This window comes from Synechococcus sp. BS55D (genome assembly GCF_004332415.1).
Classification (GTDB): Bacteria; Cyanobacteriota; Cyanobacteriia; order PCC-6307; family Cyanobiaceae; genus Synechococcus_C.
Window position 1 is genome coordinate 526,806 of record NZ_PHQT01000001.1, and the last position, 19,793, is coordinate 546,598.

General features: G+C 62.9%; 18 protein-coding genes and 1 riboswitch. Of the genes, 9 read left to right on the plus strand and 9 right to left on the minus strand.

Going from position 1 to position 19,793, the window contains the following annotated elements:
* Positions 1–74 precede the first annotated feature (74 nt).
* Positions 75–2,150, plus strand: coding sequence for a serine/threonine protein kinase (locus CWE16_RS02545; RefSeq protein ID WP_131592670.1), 2,076 nt, complete (start codon positions 75–77; stop codon positions 2,148–2,150).
* A gap of 7 nt (positions 2,151–2,157) precedes the next feature.
* On the opposite strand, the gene smpB is transcribed toward CWE16_RS02545, so the two are convergent.
* Positions 2,158–2,652, minus strand: coding sequence for an SsrA-binding protein SmpB (gene smpB, locus CWE16_RS02550; RefSeq protein ID WP_131455634.1), 495 nt, complete (start codon positions 2,650–2,652; stop codon positions 2,158–2,160).
* A 51-nt stretch (positions 2,653–2,703) separates the two neighbouring features.
* Between smpB and ruvB the strand changes: the two genes are divergently transcribed.
* The 6 genes from ruvB (at position 2,704) to thiC (ending at position 8,273) form a co-directional block, all read left to right on the plus strand.
* Positions 2,704–3,831: a Holliday junction branch migration DNA helicase RuvB gene (gene ruvB / locus CWE16_RS02555; RefSeq protein ID WP_131592672.1), complete on the plus strand. Its 1,128-nt coding sequence runs from the start codon at positions 2,704–2,706 to the stop codon at positions 3,829–3,831.
* The gene (locus CWE16_RS02560; protein WP_131592674.1) at positions 3,828–4,625 is read left to right on the plus strand and encodes a tetratricopeptide repeat protein; all 798 of its coding nucleotides are present in this window, start codon (positions 3,828–3,830) and stop codon (positions 4,623–4,625) included. The genes ruvB and CWE16_RS02560 overlap by 4 nt, the downstream gene beginning before the upstream one ends.
* Entirely contained in the window at positions 4,622–5,815 is a 1,194-nt protein-coding gene (locus CWE16_RS02565; RefSeq protein ID WP_236629522.1) for an amidohydrolase, read from the plus strand. The genes CWE16_RS02560 and CWE16_RS02565 overlap by 4 nt, the downstream gene beginning before the upstream one ends.
* A complete protein-coding gene (locus tag CWE16_RS02570; RefSeq protein ID WP_131592676.1) occupies positions 5,812–6,057 on the plus strand; it encodes a DUF3188 domain-containing protein in 246 nt (81 codons plus the stop codon). The genes CWE16_RS02565 and CWE16_RS02570 overlap by 4 nt, the downstream gene beginning before the upstream one ends.
* Positions 6,057–6,689, plus strand: coding sequence for a HEAT repeat domain-containing protein (locus tag CWE16_RS02575; protein ID WP_131592678.1), 633 nt, complete (start codon positions 6,057–6,059; stop codon positions 6,687–6,689). Before CWE16_RS02570 ends, CWE16_RS02575 begins: the two co-directional genes overlap by 1 nt.
* Before the next feature lie 32 nt (positions 6,690–6,721).
* Positions 6,722–6,828: riboswitch (TPP riboswitch) on the plus strand.
* A gap of 44 nt (positions 6,829–6,872) precedes the next feature.
* Positions 6,873–8,273 (plus strand): phosphomethylpyrimidine synthase ThiC, encoded by a 1,401-nt coding sequence (gene thiC, locus CWE16_RS02580; RefSeq protein WP_131592680.1) that lies wholly within the window; start codon positions 6,873–6,875, stop codon positions 8,271–8,273.
* On the opposite strand, the gene CWE16_RS02585 is transcribed toward thiC, so the two are convergent.
* The 7 genes from CWE16_RS02585 to acpP form a co-directional block, all read right to left on the minus strand.
* Positions 8,274–9,953, minus strand: a complete 1,680-nt coding sequence (locus tag CWE16_RS02585; RefSeq protein WP_131592682.1) for a hypothetical protein — start codon at positions 9,951–9,953, stop codon at positions 8,274–8,276.
* A gap of 317 nt (positions 9,954–10,270) precedes the next feature.
* Positions 10,271–11,203 carry a UDP-glucuronic acid decarboxylase family protein gene (locus tag CWE16_RS02590; protein WP_131592684.1) on the minus strand — a complete coding sequence of 311 codons (933 nt, stop codon included), beginning with the start codon at positions 11,201–11,203 and terminating at the stop codon, positions 10,271–10,273.
* A 7-nt stretch (positions 11,204–11,210) separates the two neighbouring features.
* Positions 11,211–11,903: a glycosyltransferase family 2 protein gene (locus CWE16_RS02595; protein WP_131592686.1), complete on the minus strand. Its 693-nt coding sequence runs from the start codon at positions 11,901–11,903 to the stop codon at positions 11,211–11,213.
* Positions 11,903–12,319: a GtrA family protein gene (locus CWE16_RS02600; RefSeq protein ID WP_161567564.1), complete on the minus strand. Its 417-nt coding sequence runs from the start codon at positions 12,317–12,319 to the stop codon at positions 11,903–11,905. Before CWE16_RS02600 ends, CWE16_RS02595 begins: the two co-directional genes overlap by 1 nt.
* 82 nt (positions 12,320–12,401) lie before the next feature.
* On the minus strand, positions 12,402–14,411 hold the full coding sequence (gene tkt, locus CWE16_RS02605; RefSeq protein ID WP_131592690.1) for a transketolase: 2,010 nt from the start codon (positions 14,409–14,411) through the stop codon (positions 12,402–12,404).
* Between the two features lie 41 nt (positions 14,412–14,452).
* Positions 14,453–15,700 (minus strand): beta-ketoacyl-ACP synthase II, encoded by a 1,248-nt coding sequence (gene fabF / locus CWE16_RS02610; RefSeq protein WP_131592692.1) that lies wholly within the window; start codon positions 15,698–15,700, stop codon positions 14,453–14,455.
* Positions 15,701–15,709: 9 nt separating this feature from the next.
* Positions 15,710–15,952, minus strand: coding sequence for an acyl carrier protein (acpP, locus tag CWE16_RS02615; protein ID WP_131455659.1), 243 nt, complete (start codon positions 15,950–15,952; stop codon positions 15,710–15,712).
* A gap of 138 nt (positions 15,953–16,090) precedes the next feature.
* Here acpP and psaC point away from each other — a divergent pair, with 138 nt between their 5' ends.
* Both psaC and glmS read left to right on the plus strand, forming a co-directional pair.
* On the plus strand, positions 16,091–16,336 hold the full coding sequence (psaC, locus tag CWE16_RS02620) for a photosystem I iron-sulfur center protein PsaC (RefSeq protein ID WP_131592693.1): 246 nt from the start codon (positions 16,091–16,093) through the stop codon (positions 16,334–16,336).
* Between the two features lie 53 nt (positions 16,337–16,389).
* A complete protein-coding gene (glmS, locus tag CWE16_RS02625) occupies positions 16,390–18,276 on the plus strand; it encodes a glutamine--fructose-6-phosphate transaminase (isomerizing) (protein WP_131592695.1) in 1,887 nt (628 codons plus the stop codon).
* On the opposite strand, the gene CWE16_RS02630 is transcribed toward glmS, so the two are convergent.
* Positions 18,263–19,741, minus strand: coding sequence for a mannose-1-phosphate guanylyltransferase/mannose-6-phosphate isomerase (locus tag CWE16_RS02630; RefSeq protein WP_131592697.1), 1,479 nt, complete (start codon positions 19,739–19,741; stop codon positions 18,263–18,265). The genes glmS and CWE16_RS02630 overlap by 14 nt on opposite strands.
* Positions 19,742–19,793: the final 52 nt, after the last annotated feature.

A 19,793-nucleotide genomic window follows, 5' to 3' on the forward strand; every position in this document is an offset into this window, starting at 1 on the left:
CAGACCCTAGGTGCGGATCATTTGCGGTGCAGCTGGCGCTGGGCCCCTACCATCGGCCCACTGCGGCTGGAACGATGGAGATCGGATCTGTGCTCGCGGAGCGCTATCGGATCGATCAGCAACTGAGCGCCGCCGCCCAGGGGGTGCTCTGGCGCGCCGCTGATTTGCTCGCCGGCGAGTCCCCTGTAGCGTTGCGCGAACTGCGTGACCCTGCTGCCCAGGAGCGCTTCCGGGCGATCTGGCCTGCGATGCAGGCGGTGCTCCATCCCCAGATTCCCCGCTTCGGTGGCCTGCTGGAGGAGGAGGGAGCCCTCTGGCTGGTGCGTGAGTGGCAGGAGGGGCAGAGCCTGGGGCAGATCCAGCGCCAACGCTCTGAGCGCCAGCTGGTGTTCGGTCCCGGGGAGGTGCTCCTGCTGCTGCGCCAGCTGCTACCACCCCTGGCGGTGCTGCATGGCCGCGAGTTGGTGCACGGCGATCTCAACCCCGGCAACCTGCTGCGCCGGGATCAGGACGGTCTGCCTGTGCTGCTGGATTTCGGGCTGCTGCAGCAGGCCGGTCTGCGCCCACTGACCGGCGCAACGGCCGGCTATGCCCCCCGGGCCCAGGGCCGCGGTGAACCGGCTGCCGCCTGGATGGATCTCCATGGCTTGGGTGTCACGGCCCTGAGTCTTCTCAGCGGTCGGCCCCCGGAACAGTTGCTGGGGCCTGACGGTGCTGCTGCTGCCAGCGCCTGGCGCATTCCCGAGAGCTTGAATCTGGAGGCCCCCTATCGCGCGGTCCTTGAGCGGCTGCTCAGCGAACGGCCCGGGGAGCGTTTCGAGCAGGCCCGCGAGGCGCTGCAGGCGCTGCAGGCCGTGGTCATGCCCGAATCCACTGGTCCCCAGGCGCTCTCGGAACGCACGGTGGTGCTGGCGCCAGCGGCGCCTGTCCCTGTGCCCGTGCCTGCTCCCACGCCTGCGTTGCCTTCCCTCGCCATGGATCCAGACGCTTCAGCCCAATCGCAGCCAGGCGATCAGGCTGTTTCAGTTCGGAGTCGCCCCAGCGCTGAGGCGCGTCAACAGGCCGCCGAAGGGCGTCTCTGGCCGGTGGTCGGCGCGCTCCTGGTTTCGGCGGTGCTGGGCACGGCCATCGGCTGGTTCCTGCTCAGTCGTGGTCGCAGCCCGGATGGCGCCCCCTCCACGGATCGCGATCTGGTGGGCCGGGCCCCGAGTGCCAGCTTGCCGCCGGCGGAGGTGGATCAGCGTCAGCAACTGCTCAGTCGCTTGCGCGCCCTCCAAGTTGATCGCAGCTGGTTCCTGCAGCTGGTGGATGCCAGCCTGCTGGCCCGCTTCCCCGAGCGGAACGGGCGCCTGCCGAGTGATTCCCTTGAGGATGCTCCTTTGCGCCGGGTCTGGAATGAGCTGGCGGAGGAGTGGCTGGCCCGGGTGGAGCAGTTGCCGCCGGATCTGCGGGCCCGGCTTGGCCAGCTCAAGGGTACGGATTGGCAGAAGCAGCGGGAGGCGCTCACGAAGCAGGGGGTGAATCCCCGGGTGGTGGAGCAGCTGGTGAGTGCTTCAGCCCAGAACCTTCTGCCCGGAGTGGTGAGCGGTAGCAAGCCCCCTGAGCCTTACCTGCAGCTCTGGTATGCCGCCGCCATGCGCGGGCTGGGTGATGTGCGCATTGAGAAGCTCACGGCTCGCCCCGGGGCGCCGACGGTGCTCTCCAGTCGTGTGCCTTCCGGTGGGGCGCGCTTGATTGCGATTCAGGTGCCGGCGGGCCGCCGCCTGGTGCTGGGCATCAACGGCACCCCCCTGATGCAGATGACCGTCTACGGCGCCGATGGTGAGGTGGTCGCGGCCCGGGGCCCGCTGCGGGTGGTGACCCTCACGCCTGAAGCGGGCTCGCCCGTGCAGGTGCTGGTGACCAATGAAGGAGTCTCTTCCGGTCTGCTCACGCTCTCGTGTCGGGCTGATCGTCCCGCTCCAACGCCTTTGCCGGAGGTGGACCCGAATCCGATTCCAGATCCGGCGACCGGTGCCACGGGTGCGGTGGATGGCATGGCTGACCCCCCGGGCCCGAAGCCGGCCGGGGCGGCTAAGCCGCCGGAGGCGCCGCTGGCACCGCCACCACAGGCAGGAGCAGCCCAAGGAGACGGTGGTGTCACTAACTAGTAACGATTCAGTAACGGGATAGTGCTGCGCGGGTTTCTTTTTTCACCTGCTTTTCCTTTTCGGCCGCTCGTTTGTCGTGCAGCTTGCGGCCCTTGCCCAGTCCGATCGTCAACTTGATCCACGAGCCCTTGAGATGCATGTTCAGGGGGATCAGGGCCAGGCCCTTCTGGTCAAGCTGGCCCCGTAACTTGTCGATCTCGCGCCTGTGGGCCAACAGTTTGCGCACCCGCAGGGGGTCGTGGTTGTAGTAGCCACTGGCGTGGGTGTGGGGTGAGATGTGAACGTTGTGCAGCTGCAGCTCACCGTTGCGGATGAGGCAGAAGCCATCCCGCAGGTTGGCCTGGCCGGCCCGCACCGATTTCACCTCCGTGCCCACCAGCTCGATGCCGGTTTCCAGGGTTTCCAGGATTTCGTATTGATGGCGCGCCAAGCGGTTATCGGCCAGCAGCCGATTCGCTGCTGCCCTGGCTGCTGCCCCCTTCTTGCCTCCGCCTTTCGCCATCCGGCTGCCTTGGATCTCCCGACCTTATCCAGACATCGGTACCCTTCCACCATGGCGATCGTCTCCTCCAGTGCCGGCTCCGGGCGCAGCAAGCGCAACGCGGTGCCCCGTCTGGTGGATCCAGCCGCGCAGGAGGAGGATGTCGCGGGTACGGATTCCGCGGGAATCAATTCCGCAGGCGCGCCTCTCGTAGGAACCGATGGGGCTTCAGCCCGCGATGAGGGGCTCCGACCGCGACGTCTGAATGACTACATCGGCCAGCGGGAGCTGAAACAGGTGCTTGGCATCGCCGTGCAGGCGGCGATCGGCCGCGGCGATGCCCTCGACCATGTGCTGCTCTATGGCCCCCCCGGCCTCGGGAAGACCACCATGGCCCTGGTGCTCGCCGAGGAGCTGGGGGTGAGCTGCCGGATTACCAGTGCACCGGCCCTCGAGCGCCCGCGAGACATCGTTGGTCTGCTGGTGAATCTGCAGCCGCGGGAGCTGTTGTTCATCGATGAGATTCATCGCCTCACCCGGGTGGCTGAGGAGTTGCTCTATCCAGCGATGGAGGATCGGCGCCTTGATCTCACGGTGGGCAAGGGGAGCACGGCTCGCACCCGCACCCTCGATCTGCCTCCCTTCACCCTCGTGGGCGCCACCACCCGGGCCGGCTCTTTGAGCTCACCCCTGCGCGATCGCTTCGGCTTGATCCAGCGCCTGGAGTTCTATGGCCAAGAGGATCTAGAGGCGATCGTGGAGCGGGCCTCCGGCCTGCTCGGCCTCCGTCTCACGGCAGCGGCCTGTTGCGAAATCGCCCGTCGCTGCCGGGGTACTCCTCGCATCGCCAACCGCCTGCTGCGGAGGGTGCGGGATGTGGCTTGTGTGCGCGGGGTGGACGGAGCGATCGAGGCCGCGCTCGTGGAAGAGGCCCTCAGCCTCCATCGTGTGGATGGTCGTGGATTGGATGCCAGTGACCGACGGCTGCTCGAGCTTCTGCTGCAGGCCCATGGCGGTGGCCCTGTGGGCCTTGAAACCCTGGCGGCTGCCCTCGGCGAAGATCCCACCACCCTGGAAGCGGTGGTGGAGCCTTACCTGCTGCAGCTCGGTTTCCTGCAACGCACCCCCCGGGGGCGAGTGGTGACGGCGGCAGGGCGTCGACATTTGGGCTGGCCGACGGAGGGATCCGAAGCGGCATGATCCATCGCGCCCTTCTACTGGTGTTGCTGGGACTGCTCTGGCTGGTGCAGCCGGTTGAGGCAGGTCAGGGTGTCACGGTTCCAGACCTCTCAGATCGCGATCTGTTCGAGTGGGCCCTCGCGGCCAGTCGTGATGGTGCGGCAGCCCAGGCGCTGCCCCTCTGGGATCGTTATTTGGAGCGCCAGCCTCAGGACGCCGCCGCCTGGAGCAACCGCGGCAATGTGCGCCTGGTGCTTGGTGATGCCGAAGCAGCGATCGCCGATCAGACCCAGGCGCTGGCCCTGGAGCCTGAGGCGATGGATCCCCATCTCAACCGCGGCACAGCGGAAGAGGCGTTGCAGCGGTGGTCGGATGCGGCCACGGACTACACCTGGATCCTGGAGCGGGATCCCCAGGAGGCTTCGGCCCTCTACAACCTGGGCAATGTGCGCGGCTCCCAGGGCGACTGGGCGGCGGCGGCTGAGTTGTATGCCCAGGCGGCCCTGGCGAGGCCGGGGTTTGCGATGGCACGCTCCAGCGAGGCCCTGGCCCGTTATCAGCTTGGTGAGCTGGATGCTGCCGAACAGGAGTTGCGCAAACTGATCCGCCGCTATCCCCTGTTTGCTGATTCCAGAGCGGCCCTGTCGGCCCTGCTCTGGCGCCGGGGCCAGGGTGGCGAGGCGGAGAGCCACTGGGCGGCGGCGGCCGGGCTCGATCCCCGTTACCGCCAGGCCGATTGGCTGCTGGCGGTGCGGCGCTGGCCATCGAGCCCCACGGCCGACCTGGGCGCGTTTCTCAAGCTGGAGAGTCGATGAACACCCCCATGGATCCCTGGCTCACTCGCCTCCGCGAGCAGTTGCCGGAACTGCTGGAATTGCGCCGTCATCTCCATGCCCACCCGGAGCTGAGCGGTGAGGAGCACCAAACGGCCGCGTTGGTGGCGGGGGAACTGCGCCAGCACGGTTGGCGGGTGCGCGAAGGGGTGGGGCGTACCGGTGTGGTGGCCGACCTTGGTCCGTCTGAGGGGCCAAGGGTTGGCCTGCGGGTGGATATGGATGCCCTGCCTGTCGAGGAGCGCACGGGGCTGGCCTATGCGTCCCGCCGTCAGGGGGTGATGCACGCCTGCGGCCATGACCTGCACACCTGCATCGGCCTTGGGGTGGCCCGTTTGCTGGCGGCTGAGTCGCCTCTGCCCTGCGGGGTGCGGCTGTTGTTTCAGCCCGCCGAAGAGCTGGCCCAAGGGGCCCGCTGGATGCGTGACGATGGGGCCCTGGAGGGTCTCTCAGCCCTCTACGGCGTGCATGTGTTTCCGTCCCTTGCGGTGGGAACGATCGGGGTGCGCAGCGGCAGCCTCACGGCAGCGGCAGGGGAACTGGAGATCGAGGTGATCGGTGAGGGGGGGCACGGTGCCCGGCCCCACCAGTCGGTGGATGCGATCTGGATCGCCGCCCGGGTGGTGACTGGCCTGCAGGAGGCGATCAGTCGCCGCCTGGATGCCCTGCATCCCGTGGTGGTGAGCTTTGGGCGGATCGAGGGCGGCAAAGCCTTCAACGTGATCGCCGATCGGGTGCGCCTGCTCGGCACCCTGCGCTGCCTGGATTGCGATCTGCACGGTCGGCTGCCGGCCTGGATCGAAGACACGGTGCAGGCGATCTGCTCCAGCTTCGGGGCTACCGCCACCGTCAGCTATCGCTGCATCGCCCCTCCGGTGCACAACCATCCAGGCCTCACGGATCTGCTCGAACGCTGTGCCATCGAACAGATCGGTCGCGCCCAGGTGCAGCGCCTGGAGCACCCGTCCCTTGGTGCGGAGGATTTCGCGGAGCTGGTGCAGGAGCTGCCGGGCAGCATGTTCCGGTTGGGTGTGGCGGGTCCGGATGGATGTGCGCCCCTTCATAACGGTCGTTTCCTGCCGGATGAAGCCAGCCTGGGGGTCGGCATTCGCGTGCTCACCTCCACCCTGCTGGCCTGGATGAACGCTCCCATTCCCGCGGAGGCTCCGTGAGCTCGCGCATCCGATCCTTGGGCCATGTGTGGCTGTCGCTGGCGGCGCCTCTGTTGGTGTTGCTGGGGTTGGTGGCGCTGTTCTTGCGCCAGGGGCAAGACCGCCTGCAGGCCCTGCCTGCGATTGTGGTGGGCATCACCCTGGTGACCAGCGCCCTGGTGGGCCGTCGACGCCGGCGTCAGCGCTTGTTGATCGCCCTGCGCAGCACCCGGGCCGAACGCCCATCCCAGGAGCGCGACTGATGGCTGCCCAACCCGACGACAGACCCTGCCCCGATGCGGCAACCCTGCGCGAGGCGATTGTCTCCGGTGACCCGATGCGGGCCATGCCCGCCCTGGCGACTCTGAGGGAGTTCCCCGAGGATCAGACCGAGACCGTGGTGGTGCCGCTGTTGCTGCTTGGCGCAGAGCAGGAGGCCTTTCTGGTGCGCTCGCTCAGCTGCAGCGGCTTGGGGGTTCGCCGCAGCGAGGCGGGCTGGGCGCTGCTCGAGCGGCTGCTGCGGAACGACGAGGACGCGAATGTGCGCGCGGAAGCGGCCAATTCCCTCGCCAGCTACGGCGTGAAGCGGGCCTGGCCCCTGCTGCGGGACAGCTTTGCTGCCGACAACGCCTGGCTCGTGCGTTGCAGCATCCTCTCGGCCCTGGCGGAGCAGCCTGGGATTGATCCCGCCTGGTTGCTCGAGCTCGGCCAGCTGGCGATTGAGGATGGCGACGGCACCGTGCGGGTGGGCGGCGCCGAGATCCTGGGCCGGCTGGTGCGGGAGCAAGCCGCCGATGACGTTGGCAGCCAGGCCCGGGCCCTGCTTCAACCGCTGCAGCAGGACACGGATCACCGGGTGGTAGCAGCGGCCCTGAATGGCCTGCAGGGGGGCTGAGCACCTCTTTGACGCGACTCTTGCTACCGTTCCGGCACCACTAGGGGTGCCCAGGTCGCTTGCGACTGATCGGGCTGAGATCACACCCTCCGCACCTGATCCGGGTCATGCCGGCGCAGGGAAGTGACCAAGCGTGATCCCGGGCTGCAGCCCACCTCTGGCTATCCCGTCGCCGATTCGATCATGCGTGCTTCCTGGGTTGCCGCCCGCCAGGGCCAGGCCAATGTGTCGCAGATGCACTACGCCCGCCAAGGGGTGGTGACCGAGGAGATGGCCCATGTGGCCAAGCGAGAGAACCTGCCCGAGTCGCTGGTGATGGAAGAGGTGGCCCGGGGCCGCATGATCATCCCGGCCAACATCAATCACACCAACCTGGAGCCGATGGCGATCGGCATCGCCAGCAAGTGCAAGGTGAACGCCAACATCGGTGCCTCCCCGAATGCCTCCGATGCGGAAGAGGAGGTGAAGAAACTCAAGTTGGCGGTCAAATATGGCGCCGACACGGTGATGGATCTCTCCACCGGTGGTGTGAACCTGGATGAGGTGCGCACGGCGATCATCAATGCATCGCCGGTGCCGATCGGCACGGTGCCCGTGTATCAGGCCTTAGAGAGTGTGCACGGCTCGATCGAGAAGCTCGATGAAGACGACTTCCTGCACATCATCGAGAAGCACTGCCAGCAAGGCGTTGATTACCAGACCATCCACGCTGGTCTGCTGATTGAACACCTTCCCAAGGTGAAGGGCCGCATCACCGGGATTGTGAGCCGTGGCGGCGGCATCCTGGCGCAGTGGATGCTCTATCACCATCGCCAGAACCCGCTCTACACCCGCTTTGATGACATCTGCGAGATCTTCAAGCGCTACGACTGCACCTTCTCGCTGGGTGATTCATTGCGGCCCGGCTGTCAGCACGATGCCTCGGATGCGGCGCAGCTGGCCGAACTCCACACCCTGGGTGAACTGACCCGTCGCGCTTGGACCCACGATGTGCAGGTGATGGTGGAGGGTCCGGGCCATGTCCCCCTCGATCAGATCGAGTTCAACGTGAAAAAGCAGATGGAGGAGTGCAACGAAGCGCCCTTCTATGTGCTCGGCCCCCTAGTCACCGATATCGCTCCCGGTTACGACCACATCACCTCAGCGATCGGTGCGGCGATGGCCGGTTGGCATGGCACGGCGATGCTTTGCTACGTGACCCCCAAGGAGCACCTGGGTCTGCCCAATGCCGAAGACGTGCGTGAAGGCCTGATCGCCTACAAGATTGCGGCCCATGCGGCGGATATTGCCCGTCACCGCCCTGGTGCCCGTGACCGCGACGATGAACTCAGCCGGGCTCGCTACAACTTCGATTGGAACAAACAGTTTGAGTTGTCACTCGATCCCGAGCGTGCCAAGGAATATCACGACGAAACCCTGCCGGCGGATATCTACAAGCAGGCCGAGTTCTGTTCGATGTGTGGACCGAAGCACTGCCCGATGCAGACCAAGATCACCGATGCCGATATCGAAGGCCTGGAAGAGGTGCTGAAGGCTCGAGGTGGCGCCGAACTGGCTGGCGTGAAGATGGAGAAGGCTGATTAATCAAAGCTTTTTGATTGCTTTAGGGATCTGAGAGACAAAGACCCCTGTTTTTTTGTCTACTATCCAGATGTAGGACATTCCTTCTTTGCTGTTGCTATCTGTTATCTCCAGGCGGTTGCCACGCTTTGCAATGTGTGTGATTTGATAATCGCCACGTTCAGCGGGGATTGGCTGGCCGTCCCGTATCAGCAATGTCCAGGCACTCCAGTCGCCATCGCGAGGTTTGGAGCGAACGTAAAGCCGCTGGTTCAGATCTTTTCCGGCCTCGATCCCTGTCGCCGCATAAATGATCTGATTCGGCTCGCTTCTGGTCTCGAGTTCTGAGGGGATGCCCTGGTGATCTTTGATTGTTCGGATCCTTGCCTCTTGCAGGGAGGTGTCGTAGTTCACGATGCAACGGGTTTTTTCTTTGCCATGGGCAGGTTTCAGTCGGTGGTGTTGTTCCGGCTTGCTCAGGGCCAGCCATGAATAGGCACCGATACCAGAGGGTTCGGCGTATGGCCAATCGGTCTTGGGGAAGTGACCGCTGTAGCCATTCAAGGTTGGAATTCCAGTGCGTCTCTGGGCATGCATGGCCATTACCTGGCCTCGCCATGGCGGTTGGTCGCTCCACTCGTGCCAGAACAGATCACAGTCGCTTGTGCTCAAGGCAGCACTGATGGCGTTGTTCTCCTGCTGCCAGGCCGTGAGCGAAAAGGAGGGCTGACCCTTCGGCCAGATCCCAACAAAGCTGCCGATCAGTGCCAGCAGTGCTGCGATCGGCTGCCAACGCTGAATGCCTCGCCGCTGCCAATACCCAGCGGCGAGGGCGATTGCCGGAGCCGCATACAGCACGATCACCATGGCCACGCGGCTGGAGGCGCGCAGGGAGCTGGCACCTGGCAGCAGTTTGCTGATGATGATCCAGAGGCTGAATCCCTTGAAGGAGAGGCTCAGTATCACCATGGCCCCGATGGCGATTAACCAGATCCGTAGGGGGTTCGGGCTGGCTTTTCTCTGCGCGATCGCTGTCAGCAGGACAGCTGCGAACAAGATCAGCAGGCTCCAGCCCGGAAACAGTTCCTGTTCGGCGCCATAAACCCAGTCAGGATTTGTATTGGCCGCGGTCAATGGTGGCTGGAGGAGCCATTGATCACTCCCGAACAGCCAGCTTGCAATCTTGGGGAGATTATTGATGATTTCTCCTATATCCCTTTTGCCGAAGGTCTTTAGTGTTTGCAGATAGGGGAGGTAAATTGTTACGTTGAGACCAATGCAGGCAAGCAGTAGTGTTGTATGAACCCATAGCCGTTGTCCGTGCTTCAGCCTGAACCGGTGTTGATGAAAACGCTTTGAGAGGTGAATAGCGCTGGCGATCAAAACGCCATAACAGGCATACACAAAGATGTAGATATTGAAGAAGCCATTGGCCAGAAGCCAGGAGCCCAACAGAAGCCAGTCACTGATCGTGAAATCGACTGGCGGCTCCTGAATCAACCGATGGCAGAGCCAGAGAATTGGGCCGATCAGAAAGAGGCTGAGCAGCTGGGGATGACCTAACTGTTGGGTGATAACAGGGCTGAAACTGGTGACGAGTGCCGCAATGCTGATCCAGACTGGTTGGGTCTCTGGAGCAATGCGTTTGGCGGCATGGCGGATGGCTAAGTAGTTCAGCCACAGGGTCGTGGTAATCCATCCCACATAGCTTTGAAATGGATCGCAGAATGAACGGAAGGCTCCGTAGATCACGCTGGGACCGAGAAGATGATCACTCCAGGCGAGAGTATCTTGAATCGGCCAAAAAAAGTCTGGTGACCAAAAGTGCGCTGATTTAAAAATCTGAAAATCAATGAAATGCCTGTAAGCATGCTCAAGGAAATACAGGTTGAGGAGAGTATCGCCAGAATCTGTTTGAAATTGCGCGAGTCCACTGGAGAGGGTCGGCCAGAGCGTCATCCCGATTGCGAGGCCAGGAATGGCTAGCCAGTGAAAGAACAGATGTGACGCGCTCTTGAATCTCAAAGGCATTCCCTGAACCAGGCAATCGTGGGGTCCAGACCCTCTTGAAGCGAGATCTTGGGTTCCCATCCCAGCTCCTGTCTGGCGAGATCAATGATCGGCTGGCGTTGGAGTGGATCGTCCTGGGGGAGAGGTTTTGTGATCAGTTCGAGCTTAGGATTGATGCGTTCGCGCACCAGTTCAGCCAGCTGGCGGATGCTGAACTCACCCGGATTGCCGATATTGATGGGGCCTGTGTGGTTGCCGTTCATCAGGCGGATCATGCCTTCAATCAGATCATCCACATAGCAGAAGGAGCGGGTCTGGCTGCCATCGCCGTAGAGAGTGAGGGGTTGTCCTTGCAGCGCTTGCATAATGAAGTTGCTCACCACCCGCCCGTCGTCGGGCAGCATGCGCGGCCCGTAAGTATTGAAAATGCGCATGACGCGAATTTCAGTGCCATGCATGCGTTGATAATCGAAGCAAAGGGTTTCGGCGATGCGTTTGCCTTCGTCGTAACAGCTGCGGATCCCGATCGTGTTCACGCAACCTCGATAGCTTTCGGGTTGCGGGTGCACTTCTGGATCGCCATACACCTCACTGGTGCTCGCTAAAAGTAGGCGTGCTCCCACGCGCCGCGCCAGGCCGAGCATGTTGTAGGTGCCTAAAAAACTGGTTTTGGCCGTTTTGATCGGATTAAACTGATAGTGAACCGGCGAAGCTGGGCAAGCTAGATGCCAGATGCGGTCGACTTCCAGTCGGATTGGTTCCGTTACGTCATGGCGGATCAGTTCAAAGCGTGGATGGCCGATCCACTGGGAGATATTGGTTTTGCGTCCCGTGAAATAGTTGTCGAGGCAGATCACCTCTTCTCCGGCTTGCATTAGCCGGTCGGTCAGGTGAGAGCCAAGGAAGCCCGCGCCGCCTGTGATCAGATTGCGTGTCATTCGCATGATGCGCCTAGCGTTGGGCCCAAAGATTGTATTTCAGGATGCAGTAGATCGCGCGGAATCCATCTCTCCAGCCGATTTTCTTGCCTTCATCGTAGGTGCGGCCGTAGTAAGAGATGCCCACTTCATAGATGCGAAGATTCATTTTTGAGATTTTGGCTGTCACTTCTGGCTCAAAGCCGAACCTGTTTTCGCAGATGTTGATTGCTTGAATCACCTCGCGCCTGAATGCCTTGTAGCAGGTCTCCATGTCTGAAAGGTTCAGATCTGTGAAGAAATTGCTCATTAGGGTGAGCACGCCATTGCCGACCCTGTGCCAGAAATACACAACCCGGTGTGGCCGGCCACTTTGAAAGCGACTGCCGAAGACAACGTCAGCTTTGCCATCCACAATCGGTTGAATGACAATTGGGAACTCCTGGGGATCGTATTCAAGATCCGCATCCTGAACGATGCAGATATCCCCGGTGGCCTTCTGGAAGCCTGTTCTTAATGCCGCTCCCTTCCCTTGGTTCTTGTCGTGGAAGACCACGCGGATTTCATGGTCTTTGATTGTTGCGAGGATATCCCGTGTTCCATCGCTGGAGCCATCATCAACGATGATAATTTCTCGATCGCTTATCGGCGCCTTTTTGACAGCTTCAATGAGTGAAATGATCGTGGCTGCTTCGTTGTAGCAGGGGATAATAATGCTTAGCTTCATTATTTAAATACCCAATATTTTTGTGCGCCGTACGATAGCACGGCTAGGCATGGTATTAGTGCTGCAGCTGCAATATTTTTGCTGAAACCTAGTGTGGTGCCGATATCAATCCCCGCAGTGTTGAGTAGCCACATGGTTGTCATCAGAGCCAGGTAGCGGAGGATTGGCTGATGGTTGCGCAATCCTTTGGCTTGGAACACGACTTTGCCGTAAATCGTGTAGCCAAAGCCCGTGTTAATGGCTTGGCTGATCAATGTGGCCGCGAGCACGCTGACGCTGTTGCTCGCTAGAAGCATTTGCAGCACAAGGTTGGTGACGAGGACATTGCAGAGTCCTGCTGCGCCGAAGCGTCGTTTCTGTCCGCGACGCTTGCCGCGGGGTGGTATCTGATCCGTTGCTTCGCCAGCATCAGTCAAAACCCCCCGCTGCCTCAGGGCACCGGGGGGCGATGGGATCGCTTGATCAGCCTGTGAGTTCTCTGAATTCACAGGCATTAAGTCAACCGAGTAGGGCCTTGGATTTTGCCACGACGTTCTCCACGGTGAAGCCGAACTTCTCCATGCAGGTGCCGCCAGGGGCCGAAGCACCGAAGCGATTCATGGTGACGCTGTCTCCATCAAGGCCGATGAAGCGGTGCCAACCGAAGCTTTCAGCTGCTTCCACCACGATGCGCTTGCGTACGGCTGCGGGGAGCACCTGCTCCTTGTAGGCATCGCTCTGCTCATCGAAGAGTTCCACGCAGGGCATGGATACGACGCGCACCTTGCGACCTTCTGCGCTGAGCTGTTTGGCCGCCTGCACGCAGAGGTCGAGCTCGGTGCCGGTGCCGATCAGGATCAGCTCAGGGGTGCCCTCGCAGTCTTCGAGGATGTAGCCGCCGTGGGCGACCTTCTCGATCGACGAGTTGGCCTGGTTCGCCATGTTCTGGCGGCTGAGGCAAAGGGCGCTGGGGCGCTTGCGGTTCTCGATCGCCAGTTTGTAAGCACCGCTGGTTTCGTTGCCGTCACCAGGGCGGAACACCAGCAGGTTGGGCATCGCCCGCAGGGAGGGGATGGTCTCGATCGGCTGGTGGGTGGGGCCGTCTTCGCCGACGCCGATGGAATCGTGGGTTAACACGTAGATCACACCCAGTTCGCTCAGGGCCGAGAGGCGCATGGAGCCGCGCATGTAGTCGGCGAACACCAGGAAGGTGCCGCCGTAGGGGATCAGGCCACTGTTGTGATAGGCGATGCCATTGAGGATGGCCGCCATCGCGTGCTCGCGTACACCGAAGTGCAGGTAGCGCTTCTCAGGGGTTTCGGGCTGGTAAGAGCCGGTTTCGCCCTTGATGTCGGTGTAGTTGGAGTGGGTGAGGTCGGCGGAGCCGCCGATCAGTTCAGGCAGGTTGGGACCCAGAGCACCCAGGCAGATCTGGGAGTGCTTACGGGTGGCCAGGCCACCGTCTGCAGGGGTGTAGGTGGGCAGGTCCTTGTCCCAACCCTGGGGCAGTTCACCGCGCAGCATCCGCTCGAACACGGCAGCTTCGGCGGGGTACTGGCTCCGGTAGGTCGCCAGGGTCTGATTCCACTCCGCTTCAAGGCTGGCTCCGCGCTCAATGGCCTGACGGAACTGGTCGTAGGCCTCCTGGGGCACTTCAAAGGGGCCGTACTCCCAGCCCAGTTGTTGGCGGGTCAATGCGGTCTCGTCTTCACCCAAAGGAGCGCCATGCACGCCGGCGGTGTCGCTCTTGTTGGGGGAGCCGTAGCCGATGGTGGTGGTCACCTTGATGATCGACGGCTTGTCGGTGACGGCCTTGGCCGCTTCGATCGCCTTGCTGATGGCGTTCACATCGGTGTTGCCATCTGCCACATGCTGCACGTGCCAGCCGTAGGCCTCGTAGCGCTTGAGCACATCTTCAGTGAAGGACACATCGGTGCGTCCATCGATGGTGATGTGGTTGTCGTCATACAGGGCGATCAGCTTGCCCAGCTTCAGGTGCCCGGCCAGGGAGGCGGCTTCGGAGGCCACACCTTCCTGATTACAGCCGTCGCCCATGATCACGTAGGTGTAGTGATCCACCAGGGCGGCGCCGGGCTTGTTGAACTTGGCGGCCAGGTGCGACTCGGCAATGGCCAGGCCGACGGCGTTGGAGATCCCCGCACCCAGAGGACCGGTGGTCACTTCAACCCCGGGGGTTTCGAAGGTTTCGGGGTGACCGGGAGTTTTGGAGCCCCACTGGCGGAACTGTTTGATGTCGTCGATCGTCACCGAGTCGTAACCGGTGAGGTGAAGCAGCGCATAGAGCAGCATGCAGCCGTGACCGGCGGACAGAACGAAGCGGTCACGGTTGAACCACTGGGGGTTCTTGGGGTTGTGCTTCAGGAACTTGTCCCAGAGGGTGTAACCCATCGGTGCACAGCCCATGGGCAGACCGGGGTGGCCGCTCTTGGACTTGTTAATGGCATCGACAGCCAGCATGCGGATGCTGTTGATGCAGAGCGTGTCGAGGGAAGCGGGCGCGGCGACCATGGCGTGTTGACGGGATACTGGGACGGGAACGCAGGGCTGAATCAGCCGATGCGACGGAAGGCAAGGCAGACGTTGTGGCCGCCGAAGCCGAAGGAGTTGGAGAGCACCGCATCCAGTGTGGCTTCACGGGCGGTGTTCGGTACGACATCCAGATCACAGTCGGGATCCGGGTTGGCGTAGTTGATGGTGGGGGGGACAACCCCATGGCGGATCGCGAGCACGCTGGCCACCGCTTCGATGCCACCGGAGCCTCCGAGCAGGTGGCCGGTCATCGATTTGGTGGAGCTCACGGGAATCTGCAGGGCACGGGCGCCGAGGGCGCTCTTGATCGCCGCAGTTTCGTTGCTGTCATTGGCGGGGGTGCTGGTGCCGTGGGCGTTGACGTAGCCAACGCTCTCGGGGGCCAGCCCTGCATCAGCCAGGGCGAGTTTGATGGCGGCCGCTCCACCGACACCGCCCGGGGTGGGGGCGGTGATGTGGTGGGCATCGCAGGTGGTGCCATAACCCACCAGTTCCGCCAGCACCGTGGCCCCCCGGGCTTGCGCGTGGGCCAGGGTTTCGAGAACGAGAATGCCCGCGCCTTCACCGATCACAAAGCCATCCCGCTCCCGGTCAAAGGGACGACTGGCGGTGGCCGGGTCGTCGTTGCGGAAGGACAGGGCTTTGGCGCTGGCGAAACCGGCAACACCCAGAGGAGTGATCGCCGATTCAGCACCACCGCAGATCATGGCGTCGGCTTTGCCGAGCTGCAGGATGCGGAAGGCATCTCCGATCGCGTTGGATCCAGCTGCGCAAGCGGTGGCGACAGCGGAACTGGGCCCCTTGGCGCCGAGGGCGATCGCCGCCAGGCCTGTGGCCATGTTGGGGATCATCATCGGCACCGTGAAAGGGCTCACACGGCTTGGGCCCTTGTCAGCCAGCACATGGGCCTGGGTCTCCATGGTCAGCAGGCCGCCGACGCCCGAACCGATGCTGATACCGATGCGCTCGGCGTTCGATTCGTTGATCTCGAGACCGGCATCAGCAAGCGCCTGCTTGGCGGCGACAACACCGAACTTGCAAAACCTGTCCCAGCGCTTCGCCTCTTTGGCTTCAAGGTAGCCGCTGGGGTCGAAGTCCTTGACCTCGGCTGCGAAGCGGCAGGCGTGGGCGCTGGCGTCGAACAGGGTGATCGGCGCCACTCCGTTCTTGCCGGAGGTCAGACCAGTCCAATAGTCGGCAACGGTGTTGCCGATCGGTGTCACCGCGCCGAGGCCGGTGACCACGACGCGTTGGAGACCCTCCACCATCCGGAAACCTCAGGCCTGCTTGTCTTCGATGTACTTGACGGCGTCGCCGACGGTGGTGATGCCTTCAGCAGCCTCATCGGGGATTTCGATGTCGAAGGCTTCTTCCAGGGCCATCACCAGCTCGACGGTGTCGAGGGAGTCGGCGCCGAGATCGTTTTGAAAGTTGGATTCCGGCTTCACGTCGCCGGCATCAACGCTGAGTTGCTCCGCCACGATCGAACGGACTTTTTCGAGGATCGCTTCCTGGGACATGGCCGTGAAGACGGGACGACGCATCCTACGGGCTGGGCAAGCGGTCGTTAACAACGGTGACGGCCGACCGTTACCGGCGGTTCAGCTGAGCTTGCTGCGGGTACCTTGACGCCAAGCCATCTGTTCAGGAACGGGCACATGTCCCACGCCGTCAAGATCTACGACACCTGCATCGGCTGCACCCAGTGCGTGCGGGCCTGCCCTCTGGACGTGCTCGAAATGGTGCCTTGGGACGGCTGTAAGGCCAGCCAGATCGCATCCTCCCCTCGCACCGAGGATTGCGTGGGTTGCAAGCGTTGTGAAACCGCCTGTCCCACCGACTTCCTCAGCATCCGCGTTTATCTGGGTGATGAGACCAGCCGCAGCATGGGTCTCGCCTACTGATTGGAGCCTCTCCGGCCATAAGCTCAGCCCGGCAATCGCCGGGCTTTTTTTATATGTGCGGAATCGTTGCGGTGATCGGCTCGCGTGAGGCAGCTCCCCTGCTGCTTGAGGGCTTGCGTCAGTTGGAATATCGCGGCTACGACTCCGCCGGAATCGCCACCGTTGAGAACGGAGCGTTGCATTGCCTGAGGGCGAAGGGGAAGCTGGTGCATCTCACCGCCAAGGTGGAGGCCGACGGCGCCCCCGGGCTCTGTGGGATCGGTCACACCCGGTGGGCCACCCACGGCAAACCCGAGGAGCACAACGCTCACCCCCACAGCGACGGCAGTGGCCGGGTTGCCGTGGTGCAGAACGGCATCATTGAAAATCACCGCAGCCTGCGTGAAGAGCTGACCGCAGCCGGAGTGCACTTCCGATCCGAGACCGATACGGAGGTGATTCCGCATCTGATCAGTGCCCAACTGTCGAGTTTCAAGGCCGCTGGCCGGTCCGCTGATGGTGCTCTGCTGCTGGAAGCAGTGCAGGCCGTGCTGCCGCGGTTGCATGGTGCCTATGCCCTGGCGGTGGTGTGGGCCGACGTCCCGGGTGCCTTGGTGGTGGCCCGCAAGGCGGCGCCGCTGTTGATCGGCCTCGGAGAGGGGGAGTTTGTCTGCGCTAGCGATACCCCGGCTCTGGCGGGAATCACCCGCACGATCCTGCCGATGGAGGATGGGGAAGTGGCCCTGCTCAGTCCCCTAGGGATCGAGCTCTACGACGCCGACGGGCAACGGCAGCAGCGATCACCAACGCTGCTGAGTGGTTCAGATCACGTGGCCGACAAGCGCCATTTCCGTCACTTCATGCTCAAGGAGATTCATGAGCAACCGGAAACAGCCGAACTGTGGGTGGCCCGCCATCTGCCCAGTGGTCTGACAGCGACGAATCCGGTGGCGCTCCCCTTTGACGAGTCGTTTTACAGCGGCATTGAGCGGATCCAGATCTTGGCCTGTGGCACCAGTCGCCATGCCGCTTTGGTGGGCGCTTACCTGCTCGAGCAGTTCGCTGGACTGCCCACCAGCGTGTTTTATGCCAGCGAATTCCGCTACGCGCCGCCGCCGCTGGCGCCTCACACGCTCACCATTGGTGTGACCCAGTCAGGCGAAACCGCCGATACTCTCGCGGCTCTGGCGATGGAAGCGGAGCGCCGCAGGGCCCATGGCGACGTCAGTTTCGCCCCGCGGCAGTTGGGGATCACCAATCGGCCAGAGAGTTCCCTGGCCCGTCAGGTGGAGCACATTCTCGACATCGGTGCCGGCATTGAGGTGGGTGTGGCGGCCACCAAAACCTTCCTCGGCCAGTTGCTGGCCTTCTATGCACTTGCCCTCGCCTTTGCGGCTCGGCGCGGCAGTCGCTCAGGCTCTGAGCTCCAGAACTTGGTGGAGGAGCTGAGGCAGCTGCCCAGCCAGCTTCGGGCTCTTGTGGAGCGGCACGACCGTGATTCAGAAGCGCTGGCCCATCGCTTTGCCGAGACCCAGGACGTGATCTTCCTCGGTCGTGGCATCAACTATCCGATTGCGCTTGAGGGGGCCTTGAAGCTCAAGGAGATCAGCTACATCCACGCTGAGGGCTACCCCGCCGGTGAAATGAAGCATGGTCCGATCGCGCTGCTCGATGCCCGCGTGCCGGTGGTCTCGATCGCAATGCCGGGGGTGGTCTTCGAGAAAGTGCTCAGCAATGCCCAGGAGGCGAAGGCCCGAGATGCCCAGCTGATCGGTGTGGCGCCTGAAGGACCCGATACGGCGTTGTTTGACGCGTTGCTTGCGGTGCCAGAGGTGAGCGAGTGGATCAGCCCCCTGCTCACGGTCGTGCCCATGCAACTGCTGAGCTATCACATTGCCGCCCATCGGGGCCTGGATGTGGATCAACCCCGCAACCTGGCCAAAAGCGTCACGGTTGAGTGAGTGAGGCCTGGCTGACGGCAGCCGCAGTCGGATCACTGCGGCCGTAGATGTCGTCGAAACGCACGATGTCATCTTCGCCGAGATAGGCACCGCTCTGCACCTCGATCATCTCCACGGGGATGCGGCCAGGGTTGCTGAGTCGGTGTTTGCAGCCCAAGGGAATGTAAGTGCTCTGGTTTTCGCCGATCAGCTGCTGTTCGCCATCCCGTTCCACAAGGGCCGTGCCCTTCACCACAATCCAGTGCTCGGCTCGGTGGTGGTGCATTTGCAGGGAGAGGCTGGCGCCTGGTTTCACGGAGATTCGTTTCACCTGCCAGCGATGGTCCTCCACCACTCCGGTGTAAGAGCCCCAGGGCCGATAGATCTTGCGGTGGGCCTTGCCCTCCGGGCTGCCGTCGGCCTCCAGCTGCTTCACGATTGTCTTCACGTTCTGCGCTTGGCTGCGATTGGCGATCAACACGGCATCGTCGGTTTCGACCACCACCAGGTTCTCCACCCCCAGCCCCACCACCAGGCGGTGTTCGCTGCGCAGGTAGCAGTTGCGGCTGCCCTCGCTGATCACGCGGCCGCGCAGCACGTTGCCGTCGTCATCGCGATCGGCGGTGTCCCACAGCGCACTCCAGCTGCCCACATCACTCCAGCCCGCTGCCAGGGGCAGCACAGACCCAAGCGCTGTTTTTTCCATCACCGCCACATCGATGGCCACGTTGGGGCACTTGGCGAAGGCCTCCCGCTCGAGGCGCAGGAAGTCCAGATCGGCCACGTCCTGCTCCAGGGCGGCGCGGCAGCAGCTCACCACCTCCGGGGCCAGTCGCTCCAGCTCCGCCAGCATGGCGCTGGCTTTGAACAGGAACATGCCGCTGTTCCAAGTGAAGCGGCCGCTGGCCAGGAATTGTTCGGCGGTGGCTCGGTCGGGTTTCTCGACGAAGCGGGCGATCGGAATCGGGCTGAGGGAGCCGCTCTGTAGCGGTTCGGCCGCTTCGATGTAGCCGTAGCCCGTCTCCGGTGCGGTGGGAACGATCCCGAAGGTCACCAGTCGTCCGGCTTCTGCTGCGCTGCGTCCGGCTTCGATCGCCCTGCGGAAGTGGGCGGCGTCGCGGATCACGTGGTCGGCGGCCAGCACCAGCAGCAGTGGATCCTCACCGCGGGCTGTGGCCTGCAGAGCGGCCACCGCCACGGCGGGGGCCGTGTTGCGGCCCATGGGCTCCAGCAGGATTGCGCCCGGTTCCACATCGATCTGGCGCATCTGCTCGGCCACGATGAAGCGGTGGTCGTCGTTGCAGATCAATAGCGGCGCGCCGAGGGCTTCGATCCCCTCCAGGCGCTGCTGGGTCTGCTGCAGCAGGGTTTCGTCGCCGCTGCCTCCCAGGGGCCAGTACTGCTTGGGATAGCTGGCGCGGGAGAGGGGCCAGAGGCGGGTGCCGGTGCCGCCGCAGAGGATCACCGGGATCAGAGGGGTGGTCACCGTTCGCTTGACCGTGATTGGCGCCAGTGTCGCGCAGCGCCCTAGGGCCTGT

What these genes read in the sequence shown, in the direction of transcription:
- CWE16_RS02560 (WP_131592674.1), top strand. Translation starts at nt 3,828, where the DNA reads ATGATCCATCGCGCCCTTCTACTGGTGTTGCTGGGACTGCTCTGGCTG.
- smpB (WP_131455634.1), bottom strand. Translation starts at nt 2,652, where the DNA reads ATGGCGAAAGGCGGAGGCAAGAAGGGGGCAGCAGCCAGGGCAGCAGCG.
- CWE16_RS02545 (WP_131592670.1), top strand. Translation starts at nt 75, where the DNA reads ATGGAGATCGGATCTGTGCTCGCGGAGCGCTATCGGATCGATCAGCAA.
- CWE16_RS02590 (WP_131592684.1), bottom strand. Translation starts at nt 11,203, where the DNA reads ATGCGAATGACACGCAATCTGATCACAGGCGGCGCGGGCTTCCTTGGC.
- CWE16_RS02595 (WP_131592686.1), bottom strand. Translation starts at nt 11,903, where the DNA reads ATGAAGCTAAGCATTATTATCCCCTGCTACAACGAAGCAGCCACGATC.
- glmS (WP_131592695.1), top strand. Translation starts at nt 16,390, where the DNA reads ATGTGCGGAATCGTTGCGGTGATCGGCTCGCGTGAGGCAGCTCCCCTG.
- CWE16_RS02575 (WP_131592678.1), top strand. Translation starts at nt 6,057, where the DNA reads ATGGCTGCCCAACCCGACGACAGACCCTGCCCCGATGCGGCAACCCTG.
- ruvB (WP_131592672.1), top strand. Translation starts at nt 2,704, where the DNA reads ATGGCGATCGTCTCCTCCAGTGCCGGCTCCGGGCGCAGCAAGCGCAAC.
- tkt (WP_131592690.1), bottom strand. Translation starts at nt 14,411, where the DNA reads ATGGTCGCCGCGCCCGCTTCCCTCGACACGCTCTGCATCAACAGCATC.
- acpP (WP_131455659.1), bottom strand. Translation starts at nt 15,952, where the DNA reads ATGTCCCAGGAAGCGATCCTCGAAAAAGTCCGTTCGATCGTGGCGGAG.
- psaC (WP_131592693.1), top strand. Translation starts at nt 16,091, where the DNA reads ATGTCCCACGCCGTCAAGATCTACGACACCTGCATCGGCTGCACCCAG.
- CWE16_RS02565 (WP_236629522.1), top strand. Translation starts at nt 4,622, where the DNA reads ATGAACACCCCCATGGATCCCTGGCTCACTCGCCTCCGCGAGCAGTTG.
- thiC (WP_131592680.1), top strand. Translation starts at nt 6,873, where the DNA reads ATGCGTGCTTCCTGGGTTGCCGCCCGCCAGGGCCAGGCCAATGTGTCG.
- fabF (WP_131592692.1), bottom strand. Translation starts at nt 15,700, where the DNA reads ATGGTGGAGGGTCTCCAACGCGTCGTGGTCACCGGCCTCGGCGCGGTG.